The sequence below is a fragment of the Variovorax nivicola genome (assembly GCF_051216475.1).
Lineage (GTDB): Bacteria > Pseudomonadota > Gammaproteobacteria > Burkholderiales > Burkholderiaceae_C > Variovorax.
Genome location: NZ_JBPJZK010000001.1, coordinates 307,722 through 332,721, shown reverse-complemented (window position 1 = coordinate 332,721; position 25,000 = coordinate 307,722). Strand labels below are relative to the sequence as shown.

At 65.9% G+C, this 25,000-nt stretch carries 23 protein-coding genes and 1 tRNA gene; 7 read left to right on the top strand and 17 right to left on the bottom strand.

The features are described 5' to 3' along the window. The 3 genes from clpX to tig all read right to left on the bottom strand — a co-directional run bounded on the left by clpX (position 1) and on the right by tig (position 3,417). Positions 1-1,266, bottom strand: coding sequence for an ATP-dependent Clp protease ATP-binding subunit ClpX (clpX, locus tag ACSFBF_RS01525; RefSeq protein WP_007829783.1), 1,266 nt, complete (start codon positions 1,264-1,266; stop codon positions 1-3). 110 nt (positions 1,267-1,376) lie between these two features. Continuing rightward, the gene (clpP, locus tag ACSFBF_RS01520; RefSeq protein WP_056592422.1) at positions 1,377-1,985 is read right to left on the bottom strand and encodes an ATP-dependent Clp endopeptidase proteolytic subunit ClpP; all 609 of its coding nucleotides are present in this window, start codon (positions 1,983-1,985) and stop codon (positions 1,377-1,379) included. A 115-nt stretch (positions 1,986-2,100) separates the two neighbouring features. Continuing rightward, entirely contained in the window at positions 2,101-3,417 is a 1,317-nt protein-coding gene (gene tig, locus ACSFBF_RS01515) for a trigger factor (protein WP_093056453.1), read from the bottom strand. 245 nt (positions 3,418-3,662) lie between these two features. Between tig and ACSFBF_RS01510 the strand changes: the two genes are divergently transcribed. After that, a complete protein-coding gene (locus ACSFBF_RS01510) occupies positions 3,663-4,682 on the top strand; it encodes a tetratricopeptide repeat protein (protein ID WP_435464610.1) in 1,020 nt (339 codons plus the stop codon). A gap of 78 nt (positions 4,683-4,760) precedes the next feature. On the opposite strand, the gene ACSFBF_RS01505 is transcribed toward ACSFBF_RS01510, so the two are convergent. From ACSFBF_RS01505 to ACSFBF_RS01490, 4 genes are all read right to left on the bottom strand, one after another. Continuing rightward, a tRNA-Leu gene (locus ACSFBF_RS01505) sits at positions 4,761-4,847 on the bottom strand. Positions 4,848-4,948: 101 nt separating this feature from the next. Continuing rightward, positions 4,949-8,134: an efflux RND transporter permease subunit gene (locus ACSFBF_RS01500; RefSeq protein ID WP_435464609.1), complete on the bottom strand. Its 3,186-nt coding sequence runs from the start codon at positions 8,132-8,134 to the stop codon at positions 4,949-4,951. After that, positions 8,131-9,330 carry an efflux RND transporter periplasmic adaptor subunit gene (locus ACSFBF_RS01495; RefSeq protein ID WP_435464608.1) on the bottom strand — a complete coding sequence of 400 codons (1,200 nt, stop codon included), beginning with the start codon at positions 9,328-9,330 and terminating at the stop codon, positions 8,131-8,133. Before ACSFBF_RS01495 ends, ACSFBF_RS01500 begins: the two co-directional genes overlap by 4 nt. A 93-nt stretch (positions 9,331-9,423) precedes the next feature. Further along, positions 9,424-11,268: a potassium transporter Kup gene (locus tag ACSFBF_RS01490; protein WP_435465878.1), complete on the bottom strand. Its 1,845-nt coding sequence runs from the start codon at positions 11,266-11,268 to the stop codon at positions 9,424-9,426. A gap of 150 nt (positions 11,269-11,418) precedes the next feature. On the opposite strand from ACSFBF_RS01490, the gene hpnC reads away from it, so the two are divergent. The 4 genes from hpnC to ACSFBF_RS01470 are packed head-to-tail and all read left to right on the top strand — an operon-like array spanning position 11,419 to position 14,739. Beyond that, positions 11,419-12,333 carry a squalene synthase HpnC gene (gene hpnC, locus ACSFBF_RS01485; RefSeq protein WP_435464607.1) on the top strand — a complete coding sequence of 305 codons (915 nt, stop codon included), beginning with the start codon at positions 11,419-11,421 and terminating at the stop codon, positions 12,331-12,333. Continuing rightward, positions 12,330-13,169, top strand: a complete 840-nt coding sequence (gene hpnD / locus ACSFBF_RS01480) for a presqualene diphosphate synthase HpnD (RefSeq protein ID WP_435464606.1) — start codon at positions 12,330-12,332, stop codon at positions 13,167-13,169. Before hpnC ends, hpnD begins: the two co-directional genes overlap by 4 nt. Positions 13,170-13,171: 2 nt before the next feature. Then, positions 13,172-14,434: a hydroxysqualene dehydroxylase HpnE gene (gene hpnE / locus ACSFBF_RS01475; protein ID WP_435464605.1), complete on the top strand. Its 1,263-nt coding sequence runs from the start codon at positions 13,172-13,174 to the stop codon at positions 14,432-14,434. Continuing rightward, the gene (locus ACSFBF_RS01470; RefSeq protein ID WP_435464604.1) at positions 14,431-14,739 is read left to right on the top strand and encodes a hypothetical protein; all 309 of its coding nucleotides are present in this window, start codon (positions 14,431-14,433) and stop codon (positions 14,737-14,739) included. The genes hpnE and ACSFBF_RS01470 overlap by 4 nt, the downstream gene beginning before the upstream one ends. Before the next feature lie 12 nt (positions 14,740-14,751). On the opposite strand, the gene ACSFBF_RS01465 is transcribed toward ACSFBF_RS01470, so the two are convergent. Beyond that, positions 14,752-15,393 carry a LysE family translocator gene (locus tag ACSFBF_RS01465; RefSeq protein ID WP_435464603.1) on the bottom strand — a complete coding sequence of 214 codons (642 nt, stop codon included), beginning with the start codon at positions 15,391-15,393 and terminating at the stop codon, positions 14,752-14,754. 128 nt (positions 15,394-15,521) lie between these two features. On the opposite strand from ACSFBF_RS01465, the gene ACSFBF_RS01460 reads away from it, so the two are divergent. After that, the gene (locus tag ACSFBF_RS01460; protein ID WP_435464602.1) at positions 15,522-15,827 is read left to right on the top strand and encodes an NIPSNAP family protein; all 306 of its coding nucleotides are present in this window, start codon (positions 15,522-15,524) and stop codon (positions 15,825-15,827) included. A 4-nt stretch (positions 15,828-15,831) separates the two neighbouring features. On the opposite strand, the gene ACSFBF_RS01455 is transcribed toward ACSFBF_RS01460, so the two are convergent. Next, positions 15,832-16,563, bottom strand: a complete 732-nt coding sequence (locus ACSFBF_RS01455) for an HAD family hydrolase (RefSeq protein ID WP_435464601.1) — start codon at positions 16,561-16,563, stop codon at positions 15,832-15,834. Between the two features lie 15 nt (positions 16,564-16,578). Between ACSFBF_RS01455 and hemH the strand changes: the two genes are divergently transcribed. Beyond that, entirely contained in the window at positions 16,579-17,613 is a 1,035-nt protein-coding gene (gene hemH / locus ACSFBF_RS01450; RefSeq protein WP_435464600.1) for a ferrochelatase, read from the top strand. 27 nt (positions 17,614-17,640) lie between these two features. On the opposite strand, the gene ACSFBF_RS01445 is transcribed toward hemH, so the two are convergent. The 8 genes from ACSFBF_RS01445 to ACSFBF_RS01410 form a co-directional block, all read right to left on the bottom strand. Beyond that, on the bottom strand, positions 17,641-18,204 hold the full coding sequence (locus ACSFBF_RS01445) for a thioredoxin family protein (protein WP_435465876.1): 564 nt from the start codon (positions 18,202-18,204) through the stop codon (positions 17,641-17,643). 141 nt (positions 18,205-18,345) lie between these two features. Further along, positions 18,346-18,852, bottom strand: coding sequence for a DUF1993 domain-containing protein (locus tag ACSFBF_RS01440; protein ID WP_435465874.1), 507 nt, complete (start codon positions 18,850-18,852; stop codon positions 18,346-18,348). Between the two features lie 66 nt (positions 18,853-18,918). After that, positions 18,919-19,791 (bottom strand): alpha/beta fold hydrolase, encoded by an 873-nt coding sequence (locus tag ACSFBF_RS01435; RefSeq protein WP_435465872.1) that lies wholly within the window; start codon positions 19,789-19,791, stop codon positions 18,919-18,921. A gap of 11 nt (positions 19,792-19,802) precedes the next feature. Further along, the gene (locus ACSFBF_RS01430; RefSeq protein WP_435464599.1) at positions 19,803-20,870 is read right to left on the bottom strand and encodes a branched-chain amino acid ABC transporter permease; all 1,068 of its coding nucleotides are present in this window, start codon (positions 20,868-20,870) and stop codon (positions 19,803-19,805) included. Positions 20,871-20,886: 16 nt separating this feature from the next. Continuing rightward, positions 20,887-21,867, bottom strand: coding sequence for a branched-chain amino acid ABC transporter permease (locus ACSFBF_RS01425; RefSeq protein ID WP_435464598.1), 981 nt, complete (start codon positions 21,865-21,867; stop codon positions 20,887-20,889). After that, positions 21,864-22,592, bottom strand: coding sequence for an ABC transporter ATP-binding protein (locus ACSFBF_RS01420; RefSeq protein ID WP_435464597.1), 729 nt, complete (start codon positions 22,590-22,592; stop codon positions 21,864-21,866). Before ACSFBF_RS01420 ends, ACSFBF_RS01425 begins: the two co-directional genes overlap by 4 nt. Beyond that, positions 22,589-23,353, bottom strand: coding sequence for an ABC transporter ATP-binding protein (locus ACSFBF_RS01415; RefSeq protein ID WP_093056434.1), 765 nt, complete (start codon positions 23,351-23,353; stop codon positions 22,589-22,591). Before ACSFBF_RS01415 ends, ACSFBF_RS01420 begins: the two co-directional genes overlap by 4 nt. A gap of 48 nt (positions 23,354-23,401) precedes the next feature. Further along, the gene (locus ACSFBF_RS01410; RefSeq protein WP_435464596.1) at positions 23,402-24,853 is read right to left on the bottom strand and encodes an extracellular catalytic domain type 2 short-chain-length polyhydroxyalkanoate depolymerase; all 1,452 of its coding nucleotides are present in this window, start codon (positions 24,851-24,853) and stop codon (positions 23,402-23,404) included. Positions 24,854-25,000: the final 147 nt, after the last annotated feature.

Here is a 25,000-nt window from a genome sequence, read left to right as displayed (position 1 = left end):
TTAGGCCTTTTTCGCCGCTTCGCGGTACACGAGCAGCGGGGGCTTGTTTTCGTCGATGGTCGATTCCTCGACCACCACCTTGTCGACATTGGTCGCGTTCGGCAATTCGAACATGGTGTCGATCAGCGACTGTTCAAGGATCGAGCGCAAACCGCGTGCACCAGTCTTGCGGGCCAGGGCCTTGCGTGCGATCGCCTTGAGCGCCGCAGGGCGAATCTCGAGGTCCACCCCTTCCATTTGCAGCAGCTTGGTGAACTGCTTCACCACGGCATTCTTGGGCTCGGTCAGGATCTGGACCAGCGCATCCTCGCTGAGTTCCGCGAGCGACGCGACCACGGGCATGCGGCCCACGAGTTCGGGAATCAGGCCGAACTTGATCAGGTCTTCGGGTTCGACTTCGCGGAACACCTCGGTGATGCTACGTTGGGCCTTGCTCTTGACCGCGGCGCCGAAGCCAATGCCCGAGGCCTCGGTGCGGTTTTCGATGACCTTCTCGAGGCCAGCAAAGGCGCCACCGCAGATGAACAGAATATTGGTCGTGTCGATCTGCAGGAAGTCTTGATTCGGGTGCTTGCGCCCGCCTTGCGGCGGCACGCTGGCCATCGTGCCTTCAATGAGCTTCAGCAGGGCCTGCTGCACGCCCTCGCCCGACACGTCGCGCGTAATCGAGGGGTTGTCGGACTTGCGCGAGATCTTGTCGATTTCGTCGATGTAGACGATGCCGCGCTGGGCGCGTTCGACTTCGTAGTTGCAGCTCTGCAGCAGCTTCTGGATGATGTTCTCGACGTCCTCGCCCACGTAGCCGGCTTCGGTCAGCGTGGTGGCGTCGGCCATCACGAAAGGCACGTCGAGCATGCGCGCCAGCGTTTGCGCCAGCAGCGTCTTGCCCGAACCCGTGGGGCCGATCAGCAGGATGTTGCTCTTGCTGAGCTCGACGTCGTCGCCCTTGGCCTTTTCCTTGTGGCGCAGGCGCTTGTAGTGGTTGTAGACCGCCACCGACAGCATGCGCTTGGCCGGCTCCTGGCCGATCACATAGTTGTCGAGGTTGGTCTTGATCTCCAGCGGCGTCGGCAGATCGCTGCGTGCTTCACGCGCTTCTTCGCCCGCGGGGAGCTCGTCGCGGATGATCTCGTTGCAAAGGTCGATGCACTCGTCGCAGATGAAGACCGAAGGGCCCGCGATCAGCTTCTTGACCTCGTGCTGGCTCTTGCCGCAGAACGAGCAGTAAAGCGTTTTTTCGCTGGAGGAGCCTTTTTTATCGGCCATGGACTTTTGCCTCGTGACAGGGTATGCACAATGATAACTAAACAAAAACGGCGTTTCCCGTGTGGAAAACGCCGTTTTTTGCCATTTGGCGCCATCGGCGCCCCGCAGCTTTAACCGCGCTTGGCGACGACCTGGTCAACCAGACCGTATTCCTTGGCCTCGTCGGCCGTGAGGAAATAGTCGCGCTCGGTGTCGGCCTTGACCTTTTCCAGCGGCTGGCCGGTGCGTTCGGCCAGGATGCGGTTCATCTGGTCCTTGGTGCGCAGGATGTCGCGCGCGTGGATCTCGATGTCGGTCGCCTGGCCGCGTGCGCCGCCCAGCACCTGGTGGATCATGATCTTCGAGTTGGGCAGCGAGAAGCGCTTGCCCTTCTCGCCGGCCGCCAGCAGGAAGGCGCCCATGCTGGCCGCGAAGCCCAGGCACATGGTCGACACATCGGGCTTGATGAACTGCATGGTGTCGTAGATCGCCATGCCGGCGCTCACGCTGCCGCCCGGGGAGTTGATGTAGAACGAGATGTCCTTGTCCGGGTTTTCGCTCTCGAGGAACAGCAGCTGGGCCACCACGAGGTTGGCCGTCTGGTCGTTGACCTCGCCCACCAGGAAAATGATGCGTTCCTTGAGGAGACGCGAATAGATGTCATAGGACCGCTCGCCGCGGCCCGATTGCTCGATGACCATCGGGACCATGCCGAGGCCTTGGATTTCCTGTGCGCTCATGAATTTGCTCTCCGAGAAATGGAATCGTTCGCTGTTTCTGAACTGTACGCCTGAGTGAAATGGGGCTCGTGCCGCAAAGCACAAGCCCCATTGGCGTAGCGGGCGGCAGCGGAAATCAGCCTTGCTGTTGCGCCATCAGTTCGTCGAACGACACCGACTTTTCGTTGACCTTAGCCTTGCCCAGAACGAAATCGGTCACGTTGTTCTCGATGACCACGGCTTCGACTTCGGCCAGGCGGTTGTTGTCGCTGAAGTACCAGCGCACCACGTCAGCCGGCTTTTCGTAGCTGGCGGCCAGCTCGTCGATGTGGGCCTTGATCTGCTCGGGCTTGGCCTGCAGGTTGTTGGCACGCACCAGTTCGGCCACCACCAGACCCAAGCGCACGCGGCGCTCGGCTTGCGGGCGGAACACTTCGTCGGGGATCGGGGCCTTGTCGGCGTCCTTGATGCCGCGCTGCTTGAGTTCGGCGCGGGCGCCTTCGACCATGCGGTTGACTTCCGACTGCACGCTGGCGTTCGGGAGGTCGAGCTCGGCGTTGGCCACCAGGGCGTCCATCACGGCGTTCTTGTTGCGGGCCAGCAGGCGGAACTTCACTTCGCGCTCGAGGTTGCGCTTGATGTCGGCGCGCAGGCCTTCGACCGTGGCTTCGGCGATGCCGAGCGACTTGGCGAGCTGTTCGTTGACTTCGGGCAGGTGCGAGGCTTCAATCTTCTTCAGGGTGACCATGAAGTCGGCCTGCTTGCCGGCCACGTCCTTGCCGTGGTAGTCCGCCGGGAACGACAGCGGGAAGGTGCGGCTGTCGCCGGCCTTCATGCCGCGCACGGCGTCTTCGAATTCCTTCAGCATCTGGCCTTCGCCAACGACGAACTGGAAGTCTTCGGCCTTGCCGCCCTGGAAGGGCTCGCCGTCGATCTTGCCTTCGAAGTCGACGGTCACGCGGTCGTCGTCTTGCGCAACGGCGTCTTGCGCGCGCTGGGCGAAAGTACGGCGTTGCTTGCGCAGGATGTCGAGCGTCTTGTCGATCGCGTCGTCGCCCACTTCGGCCGAGAGCTTCTCGACTTCGGCGCCGGACAGGTCGTTGATCTTGACTTCGGGGAACACTTCGAAGACCGCGTCGAAGGCCAGTTCGCCTTCGGGTGCGTCTTCCTTTTCGGTGATGCGGGGCTGGCCGGCAACGCGCAGCTTGGCTTCGTTGGCGGCCTGCGAGAAGGCTTCGCCGACCTTGTCGTTCATGACTTCGTAGTGCACCGAGTAGCCATAGCGCTGGGCCACGACGTTCATCGGCACCTTGCCGGGACGGAAGCCGTCCATCTTGACGGTGCGCGCGAGCTTCTTGAGGCGCGAATCGACTTCGGACTGGATGGTGCCGACCGGCAGGGTCAGCGTGATCTTGCGTTCGAGCTTCTCGAGAGTTTCAACGTTCACGGTCATGATGTCTTCCTTGTGAGGGGGCTGGTGCGCGGGGCCTGCATCTTTTTATCAATACAGATCAAGGACTTACACGCGCTAGCGGGATTTAAGCGGAGGCACACGCGTGCCGCGCGCAAAACTGGGCAACCCGCGATTCTAATCGGCTGGAGACACCCCTTTTGGCCAGGCCGGAGGTCTGCACGCGGAGATTTCGCCTCCATCGCCTTTACAGTGGCTGCGATCCGCCATTGCCCACAGGAATGCCCATGCTCCTACAGCGACTGTTCGCCGCCCTCGCCTTCACCCTGGTCCTCGCGTTCGGCATGCCCTCGCCCGCGCTGGCCAAGACAGCGGGCGCGCCAGCGGCGAAGGAGCCGACCATCCAGCAGATCTACGAAGCGGCGAATAGCGGCAGGATGGCGGAAGCCGACGCGATGATCGCGAAGGTGCTGAAGAACCATCCCAACAGCGCAAAGGCCCACTACGTTCACGCCGAGCTCCTCGCGATGAACGGCAAGCTCGACGACGCCAGGGACGAACTGTCCCAGGCAAAGGAACTGTCGCCGGGCCTCAAGTTCGCGAAGGCCGAATCGGTCGCCAAGCTCGAACGCAAGCTCGAGAAGCCGGTCGAGATCAAGGCCGAGCCACCGCCGCCCGTGCCCAGCCCGGTCACCGCACCCGCTCCTTCGCCCGAGAAGACAGCAGACACCGCGTCGTCATCCGGGCCGATCCCGTGGACACCGATCGGCATCGTGGCCCTTTTCATCCTCGCCTACCTCGTCTTCCAGCGGCGCAGGCGCGCCACCACGTTCGACGTGCCTGCCGCCGCCGCGGGCGCGCCTCGGGTCTCCCGGCCCACCAGCGACTCGTCCATGGGCTATGGCAGCGCGGACCAAGGCAGGGATTACTCCGCCCCGGCTCCCACAACCAGCCTGGGACCGGGTATCGGCGGCGCGCTGGCGGCCGGGGCCGTGGCAGGCGTCGGCGCAGTGGTTGCCGGTGAAGTGCTGCGCCACCTGCTAAACGACCGCTCCGACGACAACCGGGGCAGCACGATCAACATCTTCAACAACCACCGCGACAGCCACGGCAACGCCAGCATGGGCCGCAGCCTCTGGCCCTCGTCCGATCCGGAGCCCGGGCAGCAACCCGATCGCAGCTTCGTGGACAACGACTTCGGCATCAAGGACACGAGCTCGTGGGACGACTCGAGCAGCAGTAGCAGCAGCTCCGACAGCAACAGTGACAGCGGAAGCAGTGACAGCAGTAGCAGCAGCGATTGGTAGAAGGTAGAAAAGAAAAAGCCCCGTTCCTTGCGAAACGGGGCTTCTTCACTGCTCGATAGACGGGCTACATAGCAGGGCTGGTGCGCGGGGCCGGACTCGAACCGGCACGTTCTTGCGAACGTCAGGACCTAAACCTGGTGCGTCTACCAATTTCGCCACCCGCGCAGTGCCAATCTTTCAGGTGAATGCAAAAGCGGACGGCCCCTTTGCACCATGGAAGCCCATGGGCCAAAGACCATCCGCTTGAAATCGGTCAGCTTTCGATTTTAAACGCTAATCGGGACCGCTTTCGGCTCGGGCAACCCCTTGGGTTCATCCGGCTCCCGCTTCACACGAAATGCCGCTGCATACATTGCCGGCAAGGCCAGCAGCGTCAGCACCGTCGCGACGATCAGGCCGCCCATGATGGCCACCGCCATCGGCCCCCAGAACACGCTGCGCGACAGCGGGATCATGGCCAGCACCGCCGCCGCGGCCGTCAGCACGATCGGCCGCAGCCGCCGCACCGCCGACTCGACAATCGCGTCCCACGCCGGCACGCCCGCCGCGCGGTCGAGCTCGATCTGGTCGATCAGAATCACCGCATTGCGCTGGATCATGCCCATCAGCGCGATCACGCCCAGCAGCGCAACGAAGCCGAAAGGCCGGTTCAGCACCAGCAGCGCACCGGCCACGCCGGCAATGCCCATCGGGCCGGTGATGAACACCAGCAGCGAGCGGCTGAAGCTGTGCAGTTGCAGCATCAGCAGCGTGAACACCAGGAACAGCATGATCGGCACGCCAGCCACGATCGAGGCCGAGCCCTTGCTGCTCTCCTCCACCGCGCCCGCCACCTCGATGCGGTAGCCGCCCTGCCCGGCCGCCACCCAGCCTGCTTCGAGCTCGCGCAGCTTCGGCAGCAGTTGGGCCGTCACGGTCGCGCCCTGCAGGCCTTCGACCACGTCGCCCTGCACGGTGATCGCGTAGTCGCGGTTCTCGCGCCACATCACGCCCGGCTCCCAGGTGAACACCGGCTTGGCGATCTGCGTGAGCGGAATCGAACGGCCCGAGGTCGTCGGGATGTAGGCGTTGCCGATGTCCGAGATGGCCTGGCGCTCGTCGGGCGCCTGGCGCAGCACGATGTCGATCAGCAGGTCGTTCTCGCGGTACTGGCCAACGGTGGTGCCGCTGAACATGGTCTTCGAGGCCTGCGCGATGGCCTGGCTCGTCACGCCGAGCGCGCGCGCCTTGGCCTGGTCGATTTCGAGGCGGATCACCTTGACCGACTCGTTCCAGTTGTCGTTCACGCCGCGCATGTTGGCGTTGTCGCGCAGCACGGCTTTCACCTCATCGGCATGGCCGCGCAGCTGCGCCGGGTCGACGCCGATCACGCGGAACTGCACCGGATACGCCACGGGCGGTCCGTTGGGCAGCAGCTTGACGCGCCCGCGCACCTCGGGGAATTCCTGCGCCAGCAGCTGCGGCAGCTTCAGGCGCAGCGTCTCGCGCACCTTCAGGTCCTTGGCCAGCACGATGAGCTGCGACACGTTGGTCTGCGGAAAAACCTGGTCCAGCGGCAGGTAGAAGCGCGGCACGCCGGAGCCGATCCAGGTGCTGACCGTCTTCACGCCGGCCTCCTGCATCACGCGCTGCTCGACGCGCTTGGCCACTTCTTCATTGGCGGCGAACGAGGTGCCTTCTGGGAACCAGAGGTCGACCAGGATCTCTGGCCGGCTCGAATCGGGGAAGAACTGCTGCTGCACCTTGCCCATGCCGACGATACCGAGCGCAAAAATCAGAATCGTGGCGCCGATGGTCATCCAGCGGTGCTGCACGCACCAGTTCACCGTGCGGCGGAAGACGTTGTAGAACGGTGTGTCGAACAGCTCATGCGGCGGTGCATCAGGGTCGTGCGGCTTCACCTTGAGCAGCAGCGTGCCGAGGTACGGCACGAAGTACACCGAGACGATCCACGACAGCACCAGCGCGATCACCGTCACCGCGAAGATCGCGAAGGTGTACTCGCCCGTCACCGACTTGGCGATGCCGATCGGCAGGAAACCCGCCGCGGTGATGAGCGTGCCCGTGAGCATCGGCTTGGCCGTCACGTCGTAGGCGAAGGTGGCGGCGCGGACCTTGTCGTAGCCCTCTTCCATCTTCCGCACCATCATCTCGACCGCGATGATCGCGTCGTCCACCAGCAGGCCGAGCGCGATGATGAGCGACCCCAGCGATATCTTGTGCAGCCCGATGCCGAAGTAGTTCATCGCCAGGAAGGTCACGGCCAGCACCAGCGGAATGGTGATTGCCACCACCAGCCCCGGGCGCATGTCGATGTACCAGCCGAAGCGCCCGCCCTTGTGCAGGCCGAGCGAGATGATGCTCACGGCCAGCACGATGGCCACGGCCTCGATCAGCACGCCGACGAATTCGTTGACCGAGCTCGCAACCGACACCGGCTGGTCTTGCACCTGCGCCAGCTTCACGCCGGCCGGCAGGCGCTGGTCGATGGTGGCGGTGGTGGCCTTCAGTGCCTTGCCAAGCGCGATGATGTCGCCGCCCTTGGCCATCGACACGCCCAGGCCAATCACTTCCTTGCCCTGGTGGTGCATCTTGACCGACGGCGGATCGATGTAGCCACGGTGAATGTCCGCGATGTCGCCGAGCTTGATCTGGTTGCCCGAGCTGCCGCGAATGGGCATCTCGCGCAGCTGGTCGACACTGGTGAACTGGCCCCCGACGCGCACCTGCACCACGTCCTGCGGCGACTGGATCGTGCCCGCGCTCTCGATCGCGTTCTGCGAACCGAGCTGCGCCAGCACCGCGTTGAAGTCGAGCCCCAGTTGCGCCAGGCGCTTCTGCGAGATCTCGATGTAGACCTTCTCGTCCTGCACGCCGAACTGGTCGACCTTGGCAACGTCTTTCACGCGCAGCAGTTGCTGGCGCACGTCGTCGGCCAGCGTCTTGAGTTCGGCGTAGCTGAAGCCTTCGCTTTCCAGCGCGTAGATCACGCCGTAGACATCGCCGAAGTCGTCATTGAAGAACGGCCCCTGCACGCCGGCGGGCAAGGTGGCGCGCATGTCGCCGATCTTCTTGCGCACCGTGTACCAGACGTTGGCAACCTCGGTGGACTTCGACGAGTCCTTGATGTTGAAGATGATCTGTGACTCGCCAGGCTTCGAGTAGCTGCGGATCTTGTCGGCGTACGGTGCTTCCTGCAGCGTGCGCTCGAGCTTGTCGGTGACCTGCTCGGCCACCTGCTGCGCGGTGGCGCCGGGCCAGTAGGTGCGCACCACCATCGCACGGAAGGTGAACGGCGGGTCTTCGTCCTGCCCCAGCTGGAAGTACGCGAAAGCGCCCAGCACCATCAGCACCACCATCAGGTAGCGCGTGAGGGGCGCGTGGTCCAGCGCCCATTTGGAGAGGTTGAAGCCGGCGGGCTTGTCAGTGGGAGTCGCTGTGCCGTCGCTCATTTGCCGGCACCCGCTGCGATCTCCTTGTTCGTCGCAGCGACAGCCGCGACGGGCTGCGCCGACTCCTTCGCACCGGCATTGGCGGCGGCCGCGGCCGCCTCCTTGGACTGGTAGATGGTGACCTTCTGGCCCGGCGACAGCACGTGCACGCCAGCGGCCACGACCATCATGCCGGGCGCGATGCCTCCGGCGATCACGGCCTCATTGCCGTCGGCCGTGGCCACCTGCACGGTCTGCGAACGCACCGTCATGGTCGACTTGTCGAGCACCCACACGGCCGAGCCCTTGCCTTCCTGGCGCAGCGCGCTGGTCGGCAGTTTCATCACCGTGGTGGCGCCATGGGCGAGCGCCTGCGGACGCGCATAGACCGTGGCGCCGAGCGGCGGCGATGTGGCCGCGTCGATTGCGACCTTGACCGAGTACGTGCGCGTGACCGCGTCGGCACTGGCCGCTACTTCGCGCACCTGGCCCTGCAATTCGTTGCCGCCAGACCAGCCACGCACCGTGACGGGCGAGCCGGCCTTGATCAGCGTGGCACGGTCTTCGGGCACCGCGAACACCACATCGCGCGCGCCGTCTTGTGCAATGCGCACGACCGGCGTGCCGGCTTGCACCACCTGGCCCGGCTCGGCCTCGATGGCGGTGATGATGCCGGCCACGTCGGCCACCAGCGTCGTGTAGTTGGCCTGGTTGCCCTGCGAGGCGAGTTGCGCCTGCGCCTGTTCGAGCTGGGCCTGCGCGGCCTTCCAGGTGGTTTCGCGGCGCTCAAGCTCGGCGCCGCTGATGAAGTTCTGCGCCCGCAGTTCGCTGTAGCGCTTGAGGTCAGCGGCAGCCAGGTCGCGGTTGGTCAGCGCCGCGGCCTGCTGGGCGCGCGCGGCTTCAGCGGCAAGGCGGTAGTCCTGCGGATCGAGCTGGGCCAGCACCTGGCCGGCCTGCACGTGCTGGCCGAGTTCGGCTTGGCGTTTGGTGATCTTGCCCGCCACGCGGAAGCCCAGGCGCGATTCGACACGCGCGCGCACCTCGGCGGAAAACTCGGGCTGGGCATCGAATTCGCTCGCCCCCACGGTCACGAACTTGACCGCGCGAACGGGGTCCTCGGCTGCGGGTTTCGGCGAACAGCCGGCCAGGAAGATGGCGGGAAGCAACAGCCATGCGGCGCTGCGGACACGTGACGAGAGGACGGCGGAGGCGGTCATGAAACACCCTGGAAAGGACGAACCGGATCATTACTGACCCACTGGTTAGTAATTTAGGGTAAACGTGAACTACTGTCAATGACCCGCCGGTCACTAGGTGCGTTGACCCATCTCCACAAGCCGGTTGTCGGGCAGCTCGAAGTAGTCCGACGCACGCCCTGCATTGCGCTGCAGCCAGCCGAACAGCACCCTGCGGACCGGGTTCAGGCCCGGCAGATTTTCTTCGCCGACCGAAGCGCGCGAGACGAAGTACGAAGTTTTCATCGAATCGATCGCCAGCGTCTTCTGGTACGCCAGGATGCGGATGAACTCGGGCACGTCGGGCCGCTCCATGAAGCCGTGGCGCGCCGTGACCATCCAGATGCCCTCCATCAGCTGCTCGGCCTCGATGCGGATGCGTGCATCGACGCGCGGCGTGTCGCAGGGCAGCACGCGCAGCACGATCACCTGTTCATGCAGCACCTGGTTGTGCTTGAGGTTGTGCAGCAGCGCATGGGGCACTGCGGTGGCATCGGGGTTCAGGAACACAGCCGTGCCGCTCACCCGGTGCGGCATGTGCTGCGCCAGCGATTCGATGAACGGCCGCAGCGGCAGGCTCTCGGCCGCGGCGGCCTCCAGCCCCAGCCGGCGGCCCTTGGCCCAGGTGGTGAAGACCACCATCACCACGGCCGCCACCGCCAGCGTGAGCCAGCCGCCCTCGGCCACCTTCAGGCTGTTGGCGATCACGAAGGTCAGGTCGACCACCGCGAAGGCCGTCACGCCGATCACCACCGCCACCTTGTTCCAGCGCCACAGCCCCCAGGCCACGATGCCGGCCAGCAGCGTGGTCGTCACCATCGTGATCGACACCGCGATGCCATACGCGGCCGACAGCGCGCCCGAACTGCGGAAACCCAGCACCAGCAGAAGCACGCCCACCATCAGCAGCCAGTTGACGGCCGGCACGTAGATCTGCCCGATGGCCGTGCCCGAGGTCTGGATCACCCGCATGCGCGGCAGGTAGCCCATGCGCATGGCATGCGCCGTGAGCGAGAAGGCGCCCGAGATCACCGCCTGCGAAGCGATCACCGTCGCCATGGCTGCCAGCACCACCATCGGCAGCACACCCCACGCGGGAAAGAGCCGGAAGAACGGGTTGTCGATGGCGGCCGGGTTCGCCAGCACCAGCGCGCCCTGCCCGAAGTAGTTCAGCACCAGTCCCGGCAATGCGATGAACATCCACGCCAGTCGGATCGGCTTGGCGCCGAAGTGCCCCATGTCGGCATACAGCGCCTCGCCGCCCGTGAACGCCAGGAACACAGCGCCCAGCACCGCCAGCGACTGCGCCCGATGCTCGACGAGAAAACCGAGGGCGCGACGTGGGTCCAGCGCCGCCAGCACCTGGGGCTGCTGCAGCACCTGCCACAAGCCGGCTGCAGCCAGCACGATGAACCACAGCAGCATGACCGGCCCGAAGATCTTGCCGACCACGCCCGTGCCCTTCTTCTGCACCATGAAGAGCGCCACCAGGATCACCACCGTGATCGGGATCACCGCGCGCTGCAGCACCGGTGCCTGCACTTCCAGCCCTTCGACCGCCGACAGCACCGAGATGGCCGGCGTGATCAGGCTGTCGCCGTAGAACATGGCCGCACCCACCAGGCCAAGCATGCCGATGACGCTCCACACCCACGGCCTGGTCTTCGGCCCCGCAACCGCGCTGCGCGCCAGCGCCTGCAGCGCCAGGATGCCGCCCTCGCCGTCGTGGTCGGCGCGCAGCACGAACACAACGTACTTCAGCGTGACCACGAACATCAGCCCCCAGAAAATCAGCGAGAGCAGCCCCAGCACCGAATCGGGCGAGAACGGCACGCCGTGCTCGGGGTTCATCGTTTCCTTGAAGGCGTAGAGCGGCGAGGTGCCGATGTCGCCGAACACAACGCCCAGCGCCGCGATCATGAGCGTCGGCCCCTTCGGATGCGTCGCCTCGCCGTACGCTGAAACCTGGGGCCCGGGAGCCGAAGCGGATGCTTTCATGAAGCGGGAGTTCAAAGTGGCGACGCTGCGAGCATAGTGCCGGGACTTTGCATCGTCGCTGACAATCGTGGCGTGTCCGCCACTCCCCACCTCGCTGCGCCGCCGGCGCACTACGAAAATTTCCCCGTCGCCTCGTGGCTGTGCCCGCCACATCTGCGCCCGCCGATCGCTGCGATCTACCACTTCGCGCGCACCGCCGACGACATCGCCGACGAAGGCACCGCCTCGCCCGGCGAGCGCCTGGCCGAGCTGCACGCCTACCGCGAAGAACTCTCCGCCGCCGCTCGGGACGAAGTGCTCCCGTCATCGCGCTGGCCGCATGTGTTCGGCCCGCTGGCCCACAGCATCGCCAAGTACGGCCTGCCCGAAGACCTGCTCGCCGACCTGCTGAGCGCCTTCATGCAGGACATCGAGAAGACCCGCGACCGCGGCACCTACGCCGACCGCGCCGAACTGCTCGACTACTGCCGCCGCTCCGCCAACCCCGTCGGCCGGCTGCTGCTGCATCTCTACGGCGTGCACGACACCGAGGCATTGGCGCAGAGCGACGCCATCTGCACCGCGCTGCAGCTCATCAACTTCTGGCAGGACCCGAGCGTCGACCTGCCGCGCGACCGCTTCTACTTTCCGCTGACCGACTGTGCCCGCCGCAAGATGACGCGCGAGAACTTCAAGGTTTTTGCGCCTCTCTCGAACGCCCCGCCTCCGCAGGAAGCTATCAATCTGATAGCAGTGGTGTCGCACTGGGCGCGCGAGCTCATGCACGAAGGCGCCCCTCTCGTGCACCGCCTGCCCGGCCGCGCCGGCTGGGAGCTGCGCCTCGTCGTGCAGGGCGGCCTGCGCATCCTCGACAAGATCGAGGACCTGGGCTTCGACACCTTCTCGCAGCGCCCCACCATCGGCAAGACCGACGCGCCCGTGCTGCTCTGGAAGGCCATGCAGATGCGGAGACAATCACGGCCCATGAAAGCAGTGCCTCCCCGATGAATCCCGAGCAATACGTGCAAGACAAGGCCGCCGCCTCGGGCAGCAGTTTCTATTACGCCTTCCTGTTCCTTCCCAAGCCGCGCCGCGCCGCGATCACGGCCTTCTATGCCTTCTGCCGCGAGGTCGACGACGTGGTAGACGAGGTCAGCGACCCCGGCGTGGCCGCCACCAAGCTCGCCTGGTGGCGCACCGAGGTAGCCCAGTCGTTCGCGGGCACGCCGCGCCATCCGGTCATGCAGGCGCTGATGCCGCACACCGCGGCCTACGGCATCGAGGCGCGCCAACTCCACGAGGTGATCGACGGCTGCCAGATGGACCTGGACCAGACCCGCTACCTCGACTTTCCCGGCCTCGCGCGCTACTGCCACCTGGTGGCCGGCGTGGTCGGCGAAGTCGCGGCGCGCATCTTTGGCCAGACCGACCCGAAAACCACCACCTACGCCCACAAGCTGGGCTTGGCGCTGCAGCTCACCAACATCCTGCGCGACGTCGGCGAAGACGCCTTGCGCGGGCGCATCTACCTGCCGGTGAACGAGCTGCAGAAGTTCGACGTGAAGGCGCACGAAGTCCTGAACCGCGTGCACTCCGACCGCTTCGTCACGCTGATGAAGTTCCAGGCCGCGCGCGCCCACGTGGCGTATGACGAAGCGCTCGCCCTGCTCCCACTGGCCGACCGGCGCACGCAGAAGCCGGGCCTGATGATGGCCAGCATCTATCGCACGCTGCTGCGCGAGATCGAGCGCGACAACTTCCAGGTGCTGAACCAGCGGGTGAGCCTGACGCCGGTGCGCAAGTTCTGGCTGGCCTGGAAGGTTCAGGCGCTGGGGCGCATCTAGTCTTGAAGACGACGGCTGTCATCGGCGCCGGCTGGGCCGGCCTTGCCTGCGCGGTCGAGGCCACGCGCCTCGGCCATGCCGTCACGCTGTTCGAAGCGGCGCACATGCCGGGCGGCCGCGCGCGGCGGGTCGACAACATGCACGGGCTGGCGCTCGACAACGGGCAGCACATCCTGATCGGCGCGTACACCGCCACGCTGCAGCTCATGCGCGACATCGGCGTCGATGTCGACAACGCGCTGCTGCGCCTGCCGCTTTCGCTTCGCTTTGCCGATGGCGGCGGGCTCAAGCTTCCGCGGCTGCCCGCACCGCTCGATCTGCTGGCCGGAATCTTCACGGCGCGCGGCTGGACGTGGCGTGACAAGTCTTCGCTGCTGCGCACGGCGATCGGTTGGCGGCTTGCGGGCTTTCGCTGCGCCGCAAGCACCACCGTCGCCGATCTGTGCACCGGCCTCACGCCGCGCGTGATGCAGGAGCTGATCGAGCCGCTATGCGTCTCGGCCCTCAACACGCCCGTTGCGCGGTCGAGCGGTGAAGTGTTCCTACGCGTGCTCAAAGACGCCCTCTTCAGCGGCAGCGGCGGTGCCGACCTTCTGCTGCCTTGTGCCGATCTGGGCGCGCTGCTTCCTGACGCGGCAATCCGATGGCTGGCGCAGCACGGTGCCGTGACGCGCATCGGCACCCGCGTGCGCGCCATCGCGCCCAGCGGCGGGCAATGGCGCGTCGACGATGAAGTCTTCGATCAGGTCGTGCTGGCCTGCGCGCCGTGGGACGCGGCCCGACTGGTTCGCGCATCCGGCCTGCAAGCGGATGCCTGGTGCGAAACCACCGAGGCCCTGCGCTTCGAAGCCATCGCCACCATCTACGTGCGCGGCGCCTCGCCGCTCGCGGAACCGATGCTCGCGCTGCGCAGCGACCCGGCCACGGCACCAGCGCAGTTCGCGTTCGACCGCGGCCAGCTCAGCGGCCTGCAAGGCGTGCTCGCAATGGTCGTGAGCGCCAATGAAAGCTCGCGCGAGGTGCTGGAAGAACAGGTGATCGCCCAGGCGGCTGTGCAACTGGGCCAGACGAACCTGCAGCTCGTGCAGACCGTGGTCGAGAAGCGCGCCACCTTCGCATGCACGCCCGCGCTTTCAAGACCCGCGTCGGCCATCGCCCCCGGCCTGCAGGCCTGCGGCGACTACATCAAAGGCCCCTACCCGGCCACGCTCGAAGGCGCAGTCCTCAGCGGGCTGGCGGCTGCAAAGGCATTGGCAACCGCATGACGACCGAACTGCGCTACCTCGATTTCGACTACAGCGAAGACACCGAAGGCCACGGCACCTTCGATGCGATGGCATCGACCACGCCCGACAAGACGCCCGAGGTACAGGCCGAGATCACGCAAGTGCTGGCCTGGGCCGAAGCCACGTTCCCCGATGCGCGCGGCGCGCTCGAAGAAGGTGCGACGTGGGACTACGACCTGCAGCAGACGCGCGAAGACAACCCGCGCTTCGACACCGTCACCCTGTCGCTCAGCGGCACAGCCGATTTCTGCGCGGCGCTGCGCGAACAGTTCGCGCTCGACTAGGAAAGAAGCGAGTCAGGCCGTCTTGTTGGGCAAGCGCAGCAGGCTCAGCCCCAGCAGCACGAACGCGCCGCCCGACAGCTTGTTGAAGACACGCGTGCGGCGCGGGTCCGACAGCTGCTTGCGCAGCAGACGCGCCAGCAGCACGTAGAACGCATGCGACAGCACCGAGGCGGCTGCAAAGGTCGTCGTCAGCACCGCGAACTGCGTGGCGAGCGGCGCGTCTTGCGTAAGGAACTGCGGGAACAGCGCCGAGAAGAAAAGAATGCCCTTCGGGTTGGTCAGCGCCACCGTCAGGCCATGCCCGAACAAGCGCCAGCTCGAACGCGGCGAGGCTGCAGCCGACGAACCCTGCAGGTCGGCGAACACGCTGCCCTGGCTGCGCCATTGCTTGATGCCCAGGTAGATCAGGTAGGCCGCGCCGGCCAGCTTCAGCACCATGAAGGCATGGGCCGAGGTCGAGAGCACCACGCCCAGCCCGGCCATCGCAGCGGCCGACACCATGAACAGCCCCGTCGCATTGCCGAGCGAACTGATCATTGCGCGTCGCGGGCCCACGCTCATCGAGTTCGAGACCGCGAGCAGCACTGCCGGTCCAGGTGTGAAAGCGACAAGCAGCGTGACGCCGCAGAAGATGAGCCAGTTGGAGAAATGCACTTTGGGGTTCCTGCCCGGCGCGAGGCCGCAAGACGGTGAGACAGACAGGAAACTATAGTCAGCCCGGCGAATCGCTGCAGACGCCGCGCCAATACCCCTCATCAGCCCACCTCACGGAACAAGCACCCATGGTCACCTGCTACCTGCGCTACATCGTCGATCCCTACAAGCTCAAGGAATTCGAGCACTACGGCAAGCTCTGGATTCCGCTGGTCGAGAAGTTCGGCGGCCAGCACCACGGCTACTTTTTGCCGTCGGAGGGCGCGAACGATGTGGCGCTGGCGATGTTCACGTTTCCCAGCCTGGCTGAGTACGAAAAGTACCGCGCCGATTCGATGCAGGACCCGGAGTGCCAGGCCGCCTTCAAATACGCAGAAGAAACCCGCTGCATCCTCAGCTACGAGCGCAGCTTCTTCCGCCCCGTCTTCAAATAGCGCCTCAGGCGCCCAGCGCCATGCAAAGCGCGTGCAGGTTCGGCACGATCAACTGCGGCCGCGCACCGTGCACCCAGGGCCGCTCGTCGCGCACCAGCCAGGCGGCTTGCATGCCGGCGTTGAGCGCCCCAACCACGTCGAGCTCGGCGTCGTCGCCCACGTGCAGCACGTCCTTCGGCAGCAGGCCGACCGAGGCTGCGGCGGCGCGGAAGATCGGCGCGTGCGGCTTGCCGCTGCCGAAGGCGCGCGCATTGAAGGCCGTGCGGAACCAGCGGCCGACGCCGGTCTTGTGGACATCGGCATTGCCGTTCGAGATCGCCACCAGCGGATAGCGCTCGCTGAGCCACTTGAGCGCTGGCAGTGCGTCGTCGTACAGCGTCACGCGCTGGCGCTCGGCGAAGAAGGCATCGAAGGCCGGCTCGGCCAGCGCCGGATCTTCGCCCGCACGCGTGAGCGCGGTGCGAATCGATTCGCGTCGCAGCGCGCTCAGGTCGTGCGCGAGGTCTGAGCGCTCCTTTGCCGTGGCTTCACGCAGCTCGCGCAGGATGCCCGGCGTCATCAGCAGCGAAGCCGTCTTCGGTGCTTCGCGCAATAGCCAGTCATGCAGCACGGCTTCGGCGCGTTCAATGGTCGGCCAGATCGGCCACAGGGTGTCGTCGAGGTCGAGAGAGATCGCCGAGATGCGCTTGAGATCGAGAGGCGCGGCGCTTGCGGAGGCCGTGGGAGCGGAAGTCATGCCCGAGAATATCGCATGCCTCCAAGCCATGAGACCGCCTCTCCAAGTACCCCGCGCACCGCTGTGCTCTGGTGCAACCTGGGTTCACCCGATGCCCCCACCGCCGCCGCCGTTCGCCCCTATCTCGCCGACTTCCTGGGCGACCCGCGCGTGGTCGAAATCCCGAAGGCCCTCTGGGCGCTGATCCTGCACGGCATCATCCTGCGCACGCGGCCAGCCAAGTCCGCCGCCAAGTACGCGAGCATCTGGATGCCCGAAGGCTCGCCGCTCAAGGTGTGGACGCAGAAGCAGGCCACGCTGCTGGCCGGTTGGCTCGGCGAGCGCGGCCACCGCGTGACGGTGCGCGACGCGATGCGCTATGCCAGCCCATCCATCGCCTCCCGGCTCGACGCATTGCAAGCCGAAGGTGCCACGCGCGTGCTGGTGCTGCAAGCCTACCCGCAGTACTCGGCCACCACCACGGCCAGCGTGATCGACGCAGTGAACGATTGGAGCCGCAAGCAACGCCGCGTGCCGGAGTTCCGTTTCGTCAACGACTACCATGACGACCCCGCCTACATCGAGGCGCTCGCGCAAAGCATCGAGCGCCACTGGAAGACCGAAAGCCGCGGCGATGTGCTGCTGATGAGCTTCCACGGCATTCCCGCGCGCAACATCACGCTCGGCGATCCGTATCAGGCGCAGTGCCTCGAAACCGCGCGCCTGCTCGCGGCTCGGCTCGGCCTTTCGGCCGCCCAGTACCGCGTGACCTTCCAGTCGCGCTTCGGCCGCGCCAAGTGGCTGGAGCCCTACACCGAGCCGACGCTGCGCGAGCTCGGCGCATCCGGCGTGAAGCGCGTCGATGTGGTGTGCCCCGGCTTTCCAGCCGACTGCCTCGAAACGCTGGAAGAAATCGCCATGGAAGGCCGCGAAGCCTTCATGCACGCGGGCGGCAAGGCCTTCAGCTACATCCCCTGCCTCAACGACAGTCCAGCATGGATTACTGCACTCGCAGACATTGCCGAACGCAACCTGGCGGGCTGGCCCACGACAACGTCACTGCGTCCATAAAGAAAGAACTGGACGCCGCCCAGGCGTTCAGCCAGCCGACCTGCGCGCCAGCAACGCCTCGATCGCGGCCTCCATCTCGGCGTATTCCCCTTCGCCGAAATGCTGCCGCATCACCTGCCCCTTGCTGTCGACCAGGTAGAACGCGGGCCAGTACTGGTTGTTGTAGGCCTTCCAGGTGGTGAAGCTGTTGTCCTGCGCCACCGGATAGCGGATGTTGAAGCGCTCGATCGCGTCCTGCACATTGCGCGTCGACTTCTCGTACGCAAACTCGGGCGAATGCACCCCCACCACCACGAAGCCCTGGTCCTTGTACTTCTCGTACCAGCGCACCACGTGCGGCAGCGTGCGAATGCAGTTGATGCAGGAGTAGGTCCAGAAGTCGACCAGCACCACCTTGCCCGCCAGCCCCTGCATCGTGAGCGGCTGCGAGTTGAGCCACTTGTCGATGCCCGCGAACTCCGGGGCCTTGCCGTAGTCCCGCAGGCCCGGCGACGCAGCCAGCGCACTGCGCACCGGCCATCCGCCGCCCACGGCCGCCACGAACGCGGAAGCTCCCACGGCAAGCCCCGAGAACGCCCTTCTGGACAACATGTTCATGATCGCAAACCTCGCTCGAATGTCAGACCGACAGCGGTCAGGCGCGATTGTTTGCGGCGCACGCCGTGCGTGCGCATGTGTCACGGCAATTTGAAGTTTGTCCCGGTGGCGTGAAGGCCGCCGGCCTTCAATGCCTCAGAACTTGCCGAGGTAGTCCATCTTGCCCACCGGCATGCCCTTGTGGCGCAGCACGTCGTAGGCAGTGGTCACGTGGAAGAAGAAGTTGGGCAGCGCGAACTGCAGCAGGTAGCGCTGCGCGGTGAAATGCGCCTCGCCTTCGCGCGCCTTGATGGTCACGGGGCGCTCTTCCTGGCCGTCGATCTGCGCGCGGTCCACGGTCGCCAGAAAGTCCTGTGTCTTCGCGATGCGGGCGACCAGGTCGTCCCAGGTCTTTTCCTCGTCGGGAAAACTTGGCGCGGTGATACCGGCAATGCGGGCAATGCCCAGCTTCGAGGCATCGCTCGCGCGCTGGATCTGGCCGACGAGCGTGAGCATGTCGGGCGCAAGCCGGGCCTCGACCAGCGTGGCCGGGTCGATGCCGTTGGCCTTGGCGTGCGCGAGGCTCTTGTCGAGCAGATGGGTGAGTTGGCCGAGTCCGCGGGTGAAGACGGGCACGGAGATGTCGTAGAGCGAGAGCGCCATGGTGTTCGAGGCCCGTTGATCGGCCTTGTGATTGAGGTGGGCGGCGATTGTCACGCCGCCGCTCCTTCAACGACCGGCCGCCCGAATAAACCCTTCGATCGGCTCCAGTTGTCCGGGCACGTTCAGCGCGGGCGCGTGACCGCAGGCAGGCACTTCGATCACCTGCAGCCTGCCGGCCGCGCCAGGGCCGCGGCGTTTCATCTCCTCGATCACGCCGGGCAGCACCAGGTCGGACTCGGCGCCGCGCAGGCACAGCACCGGCGCCTCGATGGCGTCGTAGTGCGGCCAGATCAGGTAGTCGTTGTCGTGCGCGCTGAACTGGCGAACCATGGCCGGGTCGTAGTGCGGCGTGACGCGGCCGTCGGGCAGGCGGCGCGTGGAGCTTTCGGTCAGGCGGCGCCATTGCGCGTCGCTGAGCCAGCCATAGGGCTTGTAGACGGTGCGGAAGAAAGCCTCCAGCTCGGCCACCGTGTCGAACGCGGGCGGCTCGCCCGCATAGGCGCGGATGCGCTCGATGGCAGGCTGAGCCAGTTCGGGTGCGTTGTCGTTGAGCACCAGGCTCGCGATGCGCGCCTTCATGCGCGGCTCGAACAGGCCCGACGCGCAGACCGTGCCGATGGCGCCGCCCATCGAGGTGCCAACCCAGTGCACACGCCCCAGCCGCAGCTCGTCGCACAGCGCATTCGCGATGCGCGCGTAGAACGAGAGCTTGTATTCCTCGTCGGGCAGCGGGCTCCACTGGCTCAGGCCACGGCCGATGGTGTCGGGGCAGATCACGCGGAACCCGCGCGCCGCAAAGTGCTGCGCCAGTTCGTCCATGTCGCGGCTGGTACGCGCCAGGCCGTGCCACGCAATGACCACCGGCGCCTCCGGCGCGCCCCATTCGAGCCAGTGGAGCTCGCGGCCCGCGAGCTGTGCGTAGCGCGACAACGGCGTCATGAAGTCGTAGCTCATCGCGCTGCCCTCGCCCGCAGCTTGCCAACGATGCCGGTCGGAAAGTAATAGACCGACAGCACGAACAGCACACCAAGCCACAACAACCAGCGATCGGGCGACAACAGCGCCGCCAGCCAGGGCAACCCGCTTGCGGCCTCGTTGCCGATGCGCAGCAAGTCTTGCAGATAGCTCTGCGCCACAACGAACAGCACCGCGCCGATGGCCGCGCCGTAGATGGTGCCCATGCCGCCGATCACCACGATCAGCAGCACGTCGATCATGATCTCGAAGCTCAGCGAAGTGTCGGGCCCGTTGTAGCGCAGCCAGATCGCGAGCATCGCGCCGGCCAGCGTGGCGAACAGCGCCGACAGCACGGCGGCTGTGATGCGGTACACCACCACGCGGTAGCCGATGGCCTCCGCGCGAAACTCGTTCTCGCGAATGGCCTGCAGCACGCGGCCGAAGGGCGAATTCACGATGCGCAGCAGCGCGAGCACCAGCACCACCGCGGCCACGAACAGCAGGTAGTAGCACAGCAGTCGGCCGTCGAGCGAAACGCCGAGAAACGGCTCTTCCGAAAACTCGAAGCTCGGAGAGATCAGCTCGGGCAGCTTGAAGGTGAGGCCGTCTTCGCCGCCGGTGAAGTCCGAGAGCTGCGAGGCCAGCGTCTGGAAGGCCGAGGCCACGGCCAGCGTGATCATCGCGAAGAAGATCGCGCGTACCCGCAGCGAGAACAGGCCAATGGCGAACGAGAGCACCAGCGATATCGCCAGCGACGCCCCCAGCCCCACCAGCACCGCGCCCCAACTGGGCCCGAGCCGCGTCGCCGAAATCGCGATGCCGTAGGCCCCGATGCCGAAGAACATCGTGTGCGCGAAGCTCACGATGCCGGTGTAGCCCAGCAGCAGGTCGAAGCTGGCCACCAGCACAACGAACACCAGGATCTTGGCCGCGACGCTGAGCGCCTTCACGCCCGGGAAGATGAACGGCGCGAACGCCAGTGCGATGAACAGCGCCAGCAGCAGCACGGCCAGCAGGCGGCTCTTCGGCATGTCGTTGGAGAGAAGTCGTTTCAGGAACATGTCGTCTTCCTCCTCTTCAACGGTTCGCCACGGGGTACACACCCTGCGGACGCCACAGCAGCACGGCCACCATCAGGAAGATGCTCGCGAACTGCGTGAGCGCGGGCAGCAAAAAGCCGATGTAGTTGGTCATCAGCCCCACCAGCAGCGCGCCGATGAGCGCCCCGCCCGTCGAGCCCAGCCCGCCGATGATGATGACGATGAAGATCAGCACGTTGACCTGCGCGCCCATCTGCGGCACCAGGTTCTGCTGGAACAGCCCCCACATCACGCCGCCAAGGCCAGCCAGCGCGCTGCCCACCACGAACACACCGACGAACAGCCGGCCGATGCGATAGCCCAGCGACTCGACCATCTCGCGGTCTTGCACGCCTGCGCGAATGAGCAGGCCAATCTTGGTACGGCCCAGCGTCCATGCCAGCACGCCGAACACGACCGCGCCCACAGCCACCGCGAGCAGCCGGTATTTGCTGATGGCCGCGTCGCCGATCAGCAGCGAGCCGCGCAGCGCTTCGGGCAAGGGCAGCGGAATCTGCGCCGGGCCCCAGATCACCTTGATGAGCTCTTCGCCGATGATCATGCCGCCCATCGTGATGAGGATCTGCTTCAGGTGCTGGCCGTACACAGGCCGCACGATGAAGCGCTCGAAGGCCAGCCCCACTGCACCGGCCACAGCCATCGCAACCAGCATTGCCGGGAACACCGCGACGAGGTTGCGCCACAGCTCGCCCGAGCCCGTCCAGTCACCCATCAGGCCAAGCACGCTGCTCGCCACGAAGGCACCGAGCGCGATGAACACGCCGTGGCCGAAGTTCAGCACGTCCATCAGGCCGAACACCAGCGTGAGGCCCGAGGCGATGATGAAGATGATCATGCCCATCGCCAGCCCCGCGACCGTCAGCGTGAGCCAGGTCGAGAAAGAGCCCGTGAGCGGCAGCGCGACGAGCGCAAGAATCGGGGCCAGCAGCAGCGGCCTCCAGTCGAAGTCGAGTTTCATAGAGCCAGTCCGAGCAGCGATTGCTGCAATTGCGCGTCCGCGGAGAACGCCGCCATGGAGCCGCTGTGCACCACGCGGCCGTTGTCCATCACCGCGACGTTGTCGCCCAGCCGCTGGGCGAAGTTGATGTTCTGCTCCACCAGCAAGATCGTCACGCCGCTGCGCTTGAGCTCGGCGAAGGCGTCGATCATGTTGTTGATCATCACGGGCGCAAGGCCCTTGCTGGGCTCGTCGACGATGAGCAGCTCGCGTGGCTCCACGATGGCGCGCGACACGGCCAGCATCTGCTTTTGCCCGCCCGAGAGCTTGCCCGCAGGGTGGTTCCAGAACTTCTCGACCGCGGGAAAGAGCTTGAAGATCCACTTCAGGCGCGCGTCGTCGATCTGCGCGGCGTTCTTGGCGCCGCGCGCGGCGAGCAGCATGTTCTCCTTCACCGTGAGGTCGGAGAAGATGCCCATGTTCTCGGGCACGTAGGCAATGCCCAGGCCGGCGATCTGCGGCGTGTGCTGCGCGGTGATTTCCTTGTCACCGAAGCGCACCCTGCCCTGCGACGCATGCCACAGGCCCATGATGGTTCGCAGCGTGGTCGTCTTGCCCGCGCCGTTGCGGCCCAGCAGCATCGTGAGCTGCCCCTTGGGCACGGCAAGGTCCACGCCATGGAGAATGTGATACGCCCCGATGTGCGTATGCACGCCTTCGAGCGTCAAAAGATTCTGGGTGCTCATGCGGCCTCCTTCGCGACGCCCAGGTAGGCCTCCTGCACCACCGGCGAGGCGATCACCTCCGCCGGTTCGCCGTCGGCCACCAGCGTGCCGTTGTGCAGCACGATGATGCGGTCCGCGAGTTCGCGCACCACGTCCATCTTGTGTTCGACCAGCAGGATGGTCTTGCTCTTGTCCTGCTTGAGCTTGCGGATCAGGTCGAGGATGACGGGCGCCTCGGCCGCGTTCATGCCGGCCGTGGGCTCGTCGAACATGAAGACCTTGGGCTCCAGCGCCATCAGCAATGCCACTTCGAGCTTGCGCTGGTCGCCGTGCGGCAGGCTCGCCACCGTCGCATGCTCGCGCGATTTCAGCGCCACGTCGGCCAGGATTTGGTCGGCGCGCTCGGTCAGCGCCTTGTGGTCGCTCCAGATGCTCCACAGGTTGAGCCCGCGCCGGTGCGCACCCTCGCGCGTGGCCTGCACCGCGAGGCGCACGTTCTCCAGCACCGTGAGGTTGGGGAACAGGTTGGTCAGCTGAAAGGCCCGCCCCAACCCCGCATGCGTGCGCGCGGACGGGGACAGGCCCGACAGCAGCTTCCCGTCGAGCGACACCGTGCCCGCGCTCGCCTTGAGCTGGCCCGAGATCAAATTGAAATAGGTGGTCTTGCCCGCGCCGTTGGGGCCGACGATGGCCGTCAGCGTACCCGGCGCAAAAGCGCAGCTCACGCTGTTGACGGCCACGTGCCCACCGAAGCGGATGGTCAGATCTCGGGTCTCAAGCATCGTTGTTGGTCATTGCGAATCGAAAAGAGAAATGAAGACCGGCATGCCTCAACAGGTGCCGATCACGTAGTAGTTGGGCCCGGTCTGCTTCAGCGTGGTCGTGACGTAGATGTTCCACAGGCCCATCGACTGCCCCGAGCCGTAGGCATAGGTCAGGCCCCACAGTGCATAGGCGCGCCCGGCGACGGTGTGCGAATAGTTGCTCGCGGTGTAGCACGTTCCACCGCCACCCGGGCCTGCGGTTGTCGCACCCGTGGCGGCGGCCGACATCGCGCCCTCCACGTTGCTCGCATCCAGCGCGGCCACGGTCCAGTTGTAGGTGGTGGACGCGGCCAGGCCGGTGTCGGTGTAGCTGGTGGCGGCAACAGGCGCAGCGTTGACCTTGCTGCCGCCGCGGTACACGTTGTAGCCGCTGGCGCCGCTCACGCCGGCCCAGCCGATCACCATGCTGCTGCTGGTCGCGCCCGAGGTGCCCACGCCGGTAGGCGCCGGCAGGCCGCTCCCGCCCGAGGAGCCGGTGACGCGGTCGATCATCGCCTTCATCGCCGCCATCTGCGAGCCCGACTTCTTCGCGTAGTTGGCGCTGTCATAGCCCCACCAGTCCCAGCAGCTGTTGGTGGCGGCCGTGCTGGTCTGCGGGTAGATCAGCACGATGTTGTTCGTGTCAGCCCAGCGGTTGTAGCCAGTCTTGCGCACGTACTGGTCGCTCACGTCGGTGTAGTTCTGCTTGCAGCCGTGCAGCACCAGGTGCACGCGGCATGACGCGGTGGTGCAGGCCTGCGGCACGTAGATCCAGCCGGTGGCGGCCATGCCGTGGCCGGTGATGAACTCCGACTGGTTGAACTCGGTGAAGGTGCCGCCCAGCGTGCCGTTGTTGCGCGGGTTCAGCGGCCCGTAGAGCTGCGTGAGGATCTCGCCCGCCAGATCAAAGCCGCAGTTGTTGATGTAGGGCGCGGCGGTGGTGCTGCAGGCACTGCCGTAGTCGTCGGTGACCATCGCGTGGCCCGCGCCGATGTTGTTCTTGTAGACCGTGTTGGCGGTGGGCACGAAGCTCTGGTAGTAGGTCTTCAGGTCGTCCATCACCGCCTGCTTGACGGTGTTGTCGGACGTGCCCGAGAACAGGTAGACCTTGGAGCCGCTCATGTTCGACACCGGGTCGACGGCGCCGCTGGCCGCCCAGCTGTTGGTGGTGCTCACGAGCGTCGACACCGGAATGCTGGTGCTGTGCGTCATGCAGCGCCCGGTGGCGTTGACCACCGAGCCCTCGGCGCAATAGAACGGCCCGCCGGCCACCACGCCGGCGCCGCGCTTGAAGGTGGCCGAGTACGCCACGTGCAGTTGCACCGCCATGAAGCCGCCGGCCGACAGGCCCGACACGCTCACCTCCGCCGGGTTGGCGCCGAGCGCCGGCAGCGGCACCGCCGCCGTCGCGGCATGCGCCGCCACCGCTATTGCCGCGGCCGCGGCAAGTCCCTTCCAGTTCCATTTCATCGCTGGCATCGCTGTCTCCTTGTGTTGTGGGTATCGAACGCTTGCTTGCAGACTGACGAATCGGCCGTAGGTCGCGACAGGTTGCGCGGACGCAGGCTGGCGCTTCGCCCGGCGGCCATCCGGGGCGAAAGGGGGGCGGCGCTTCCTCGTGCGCCG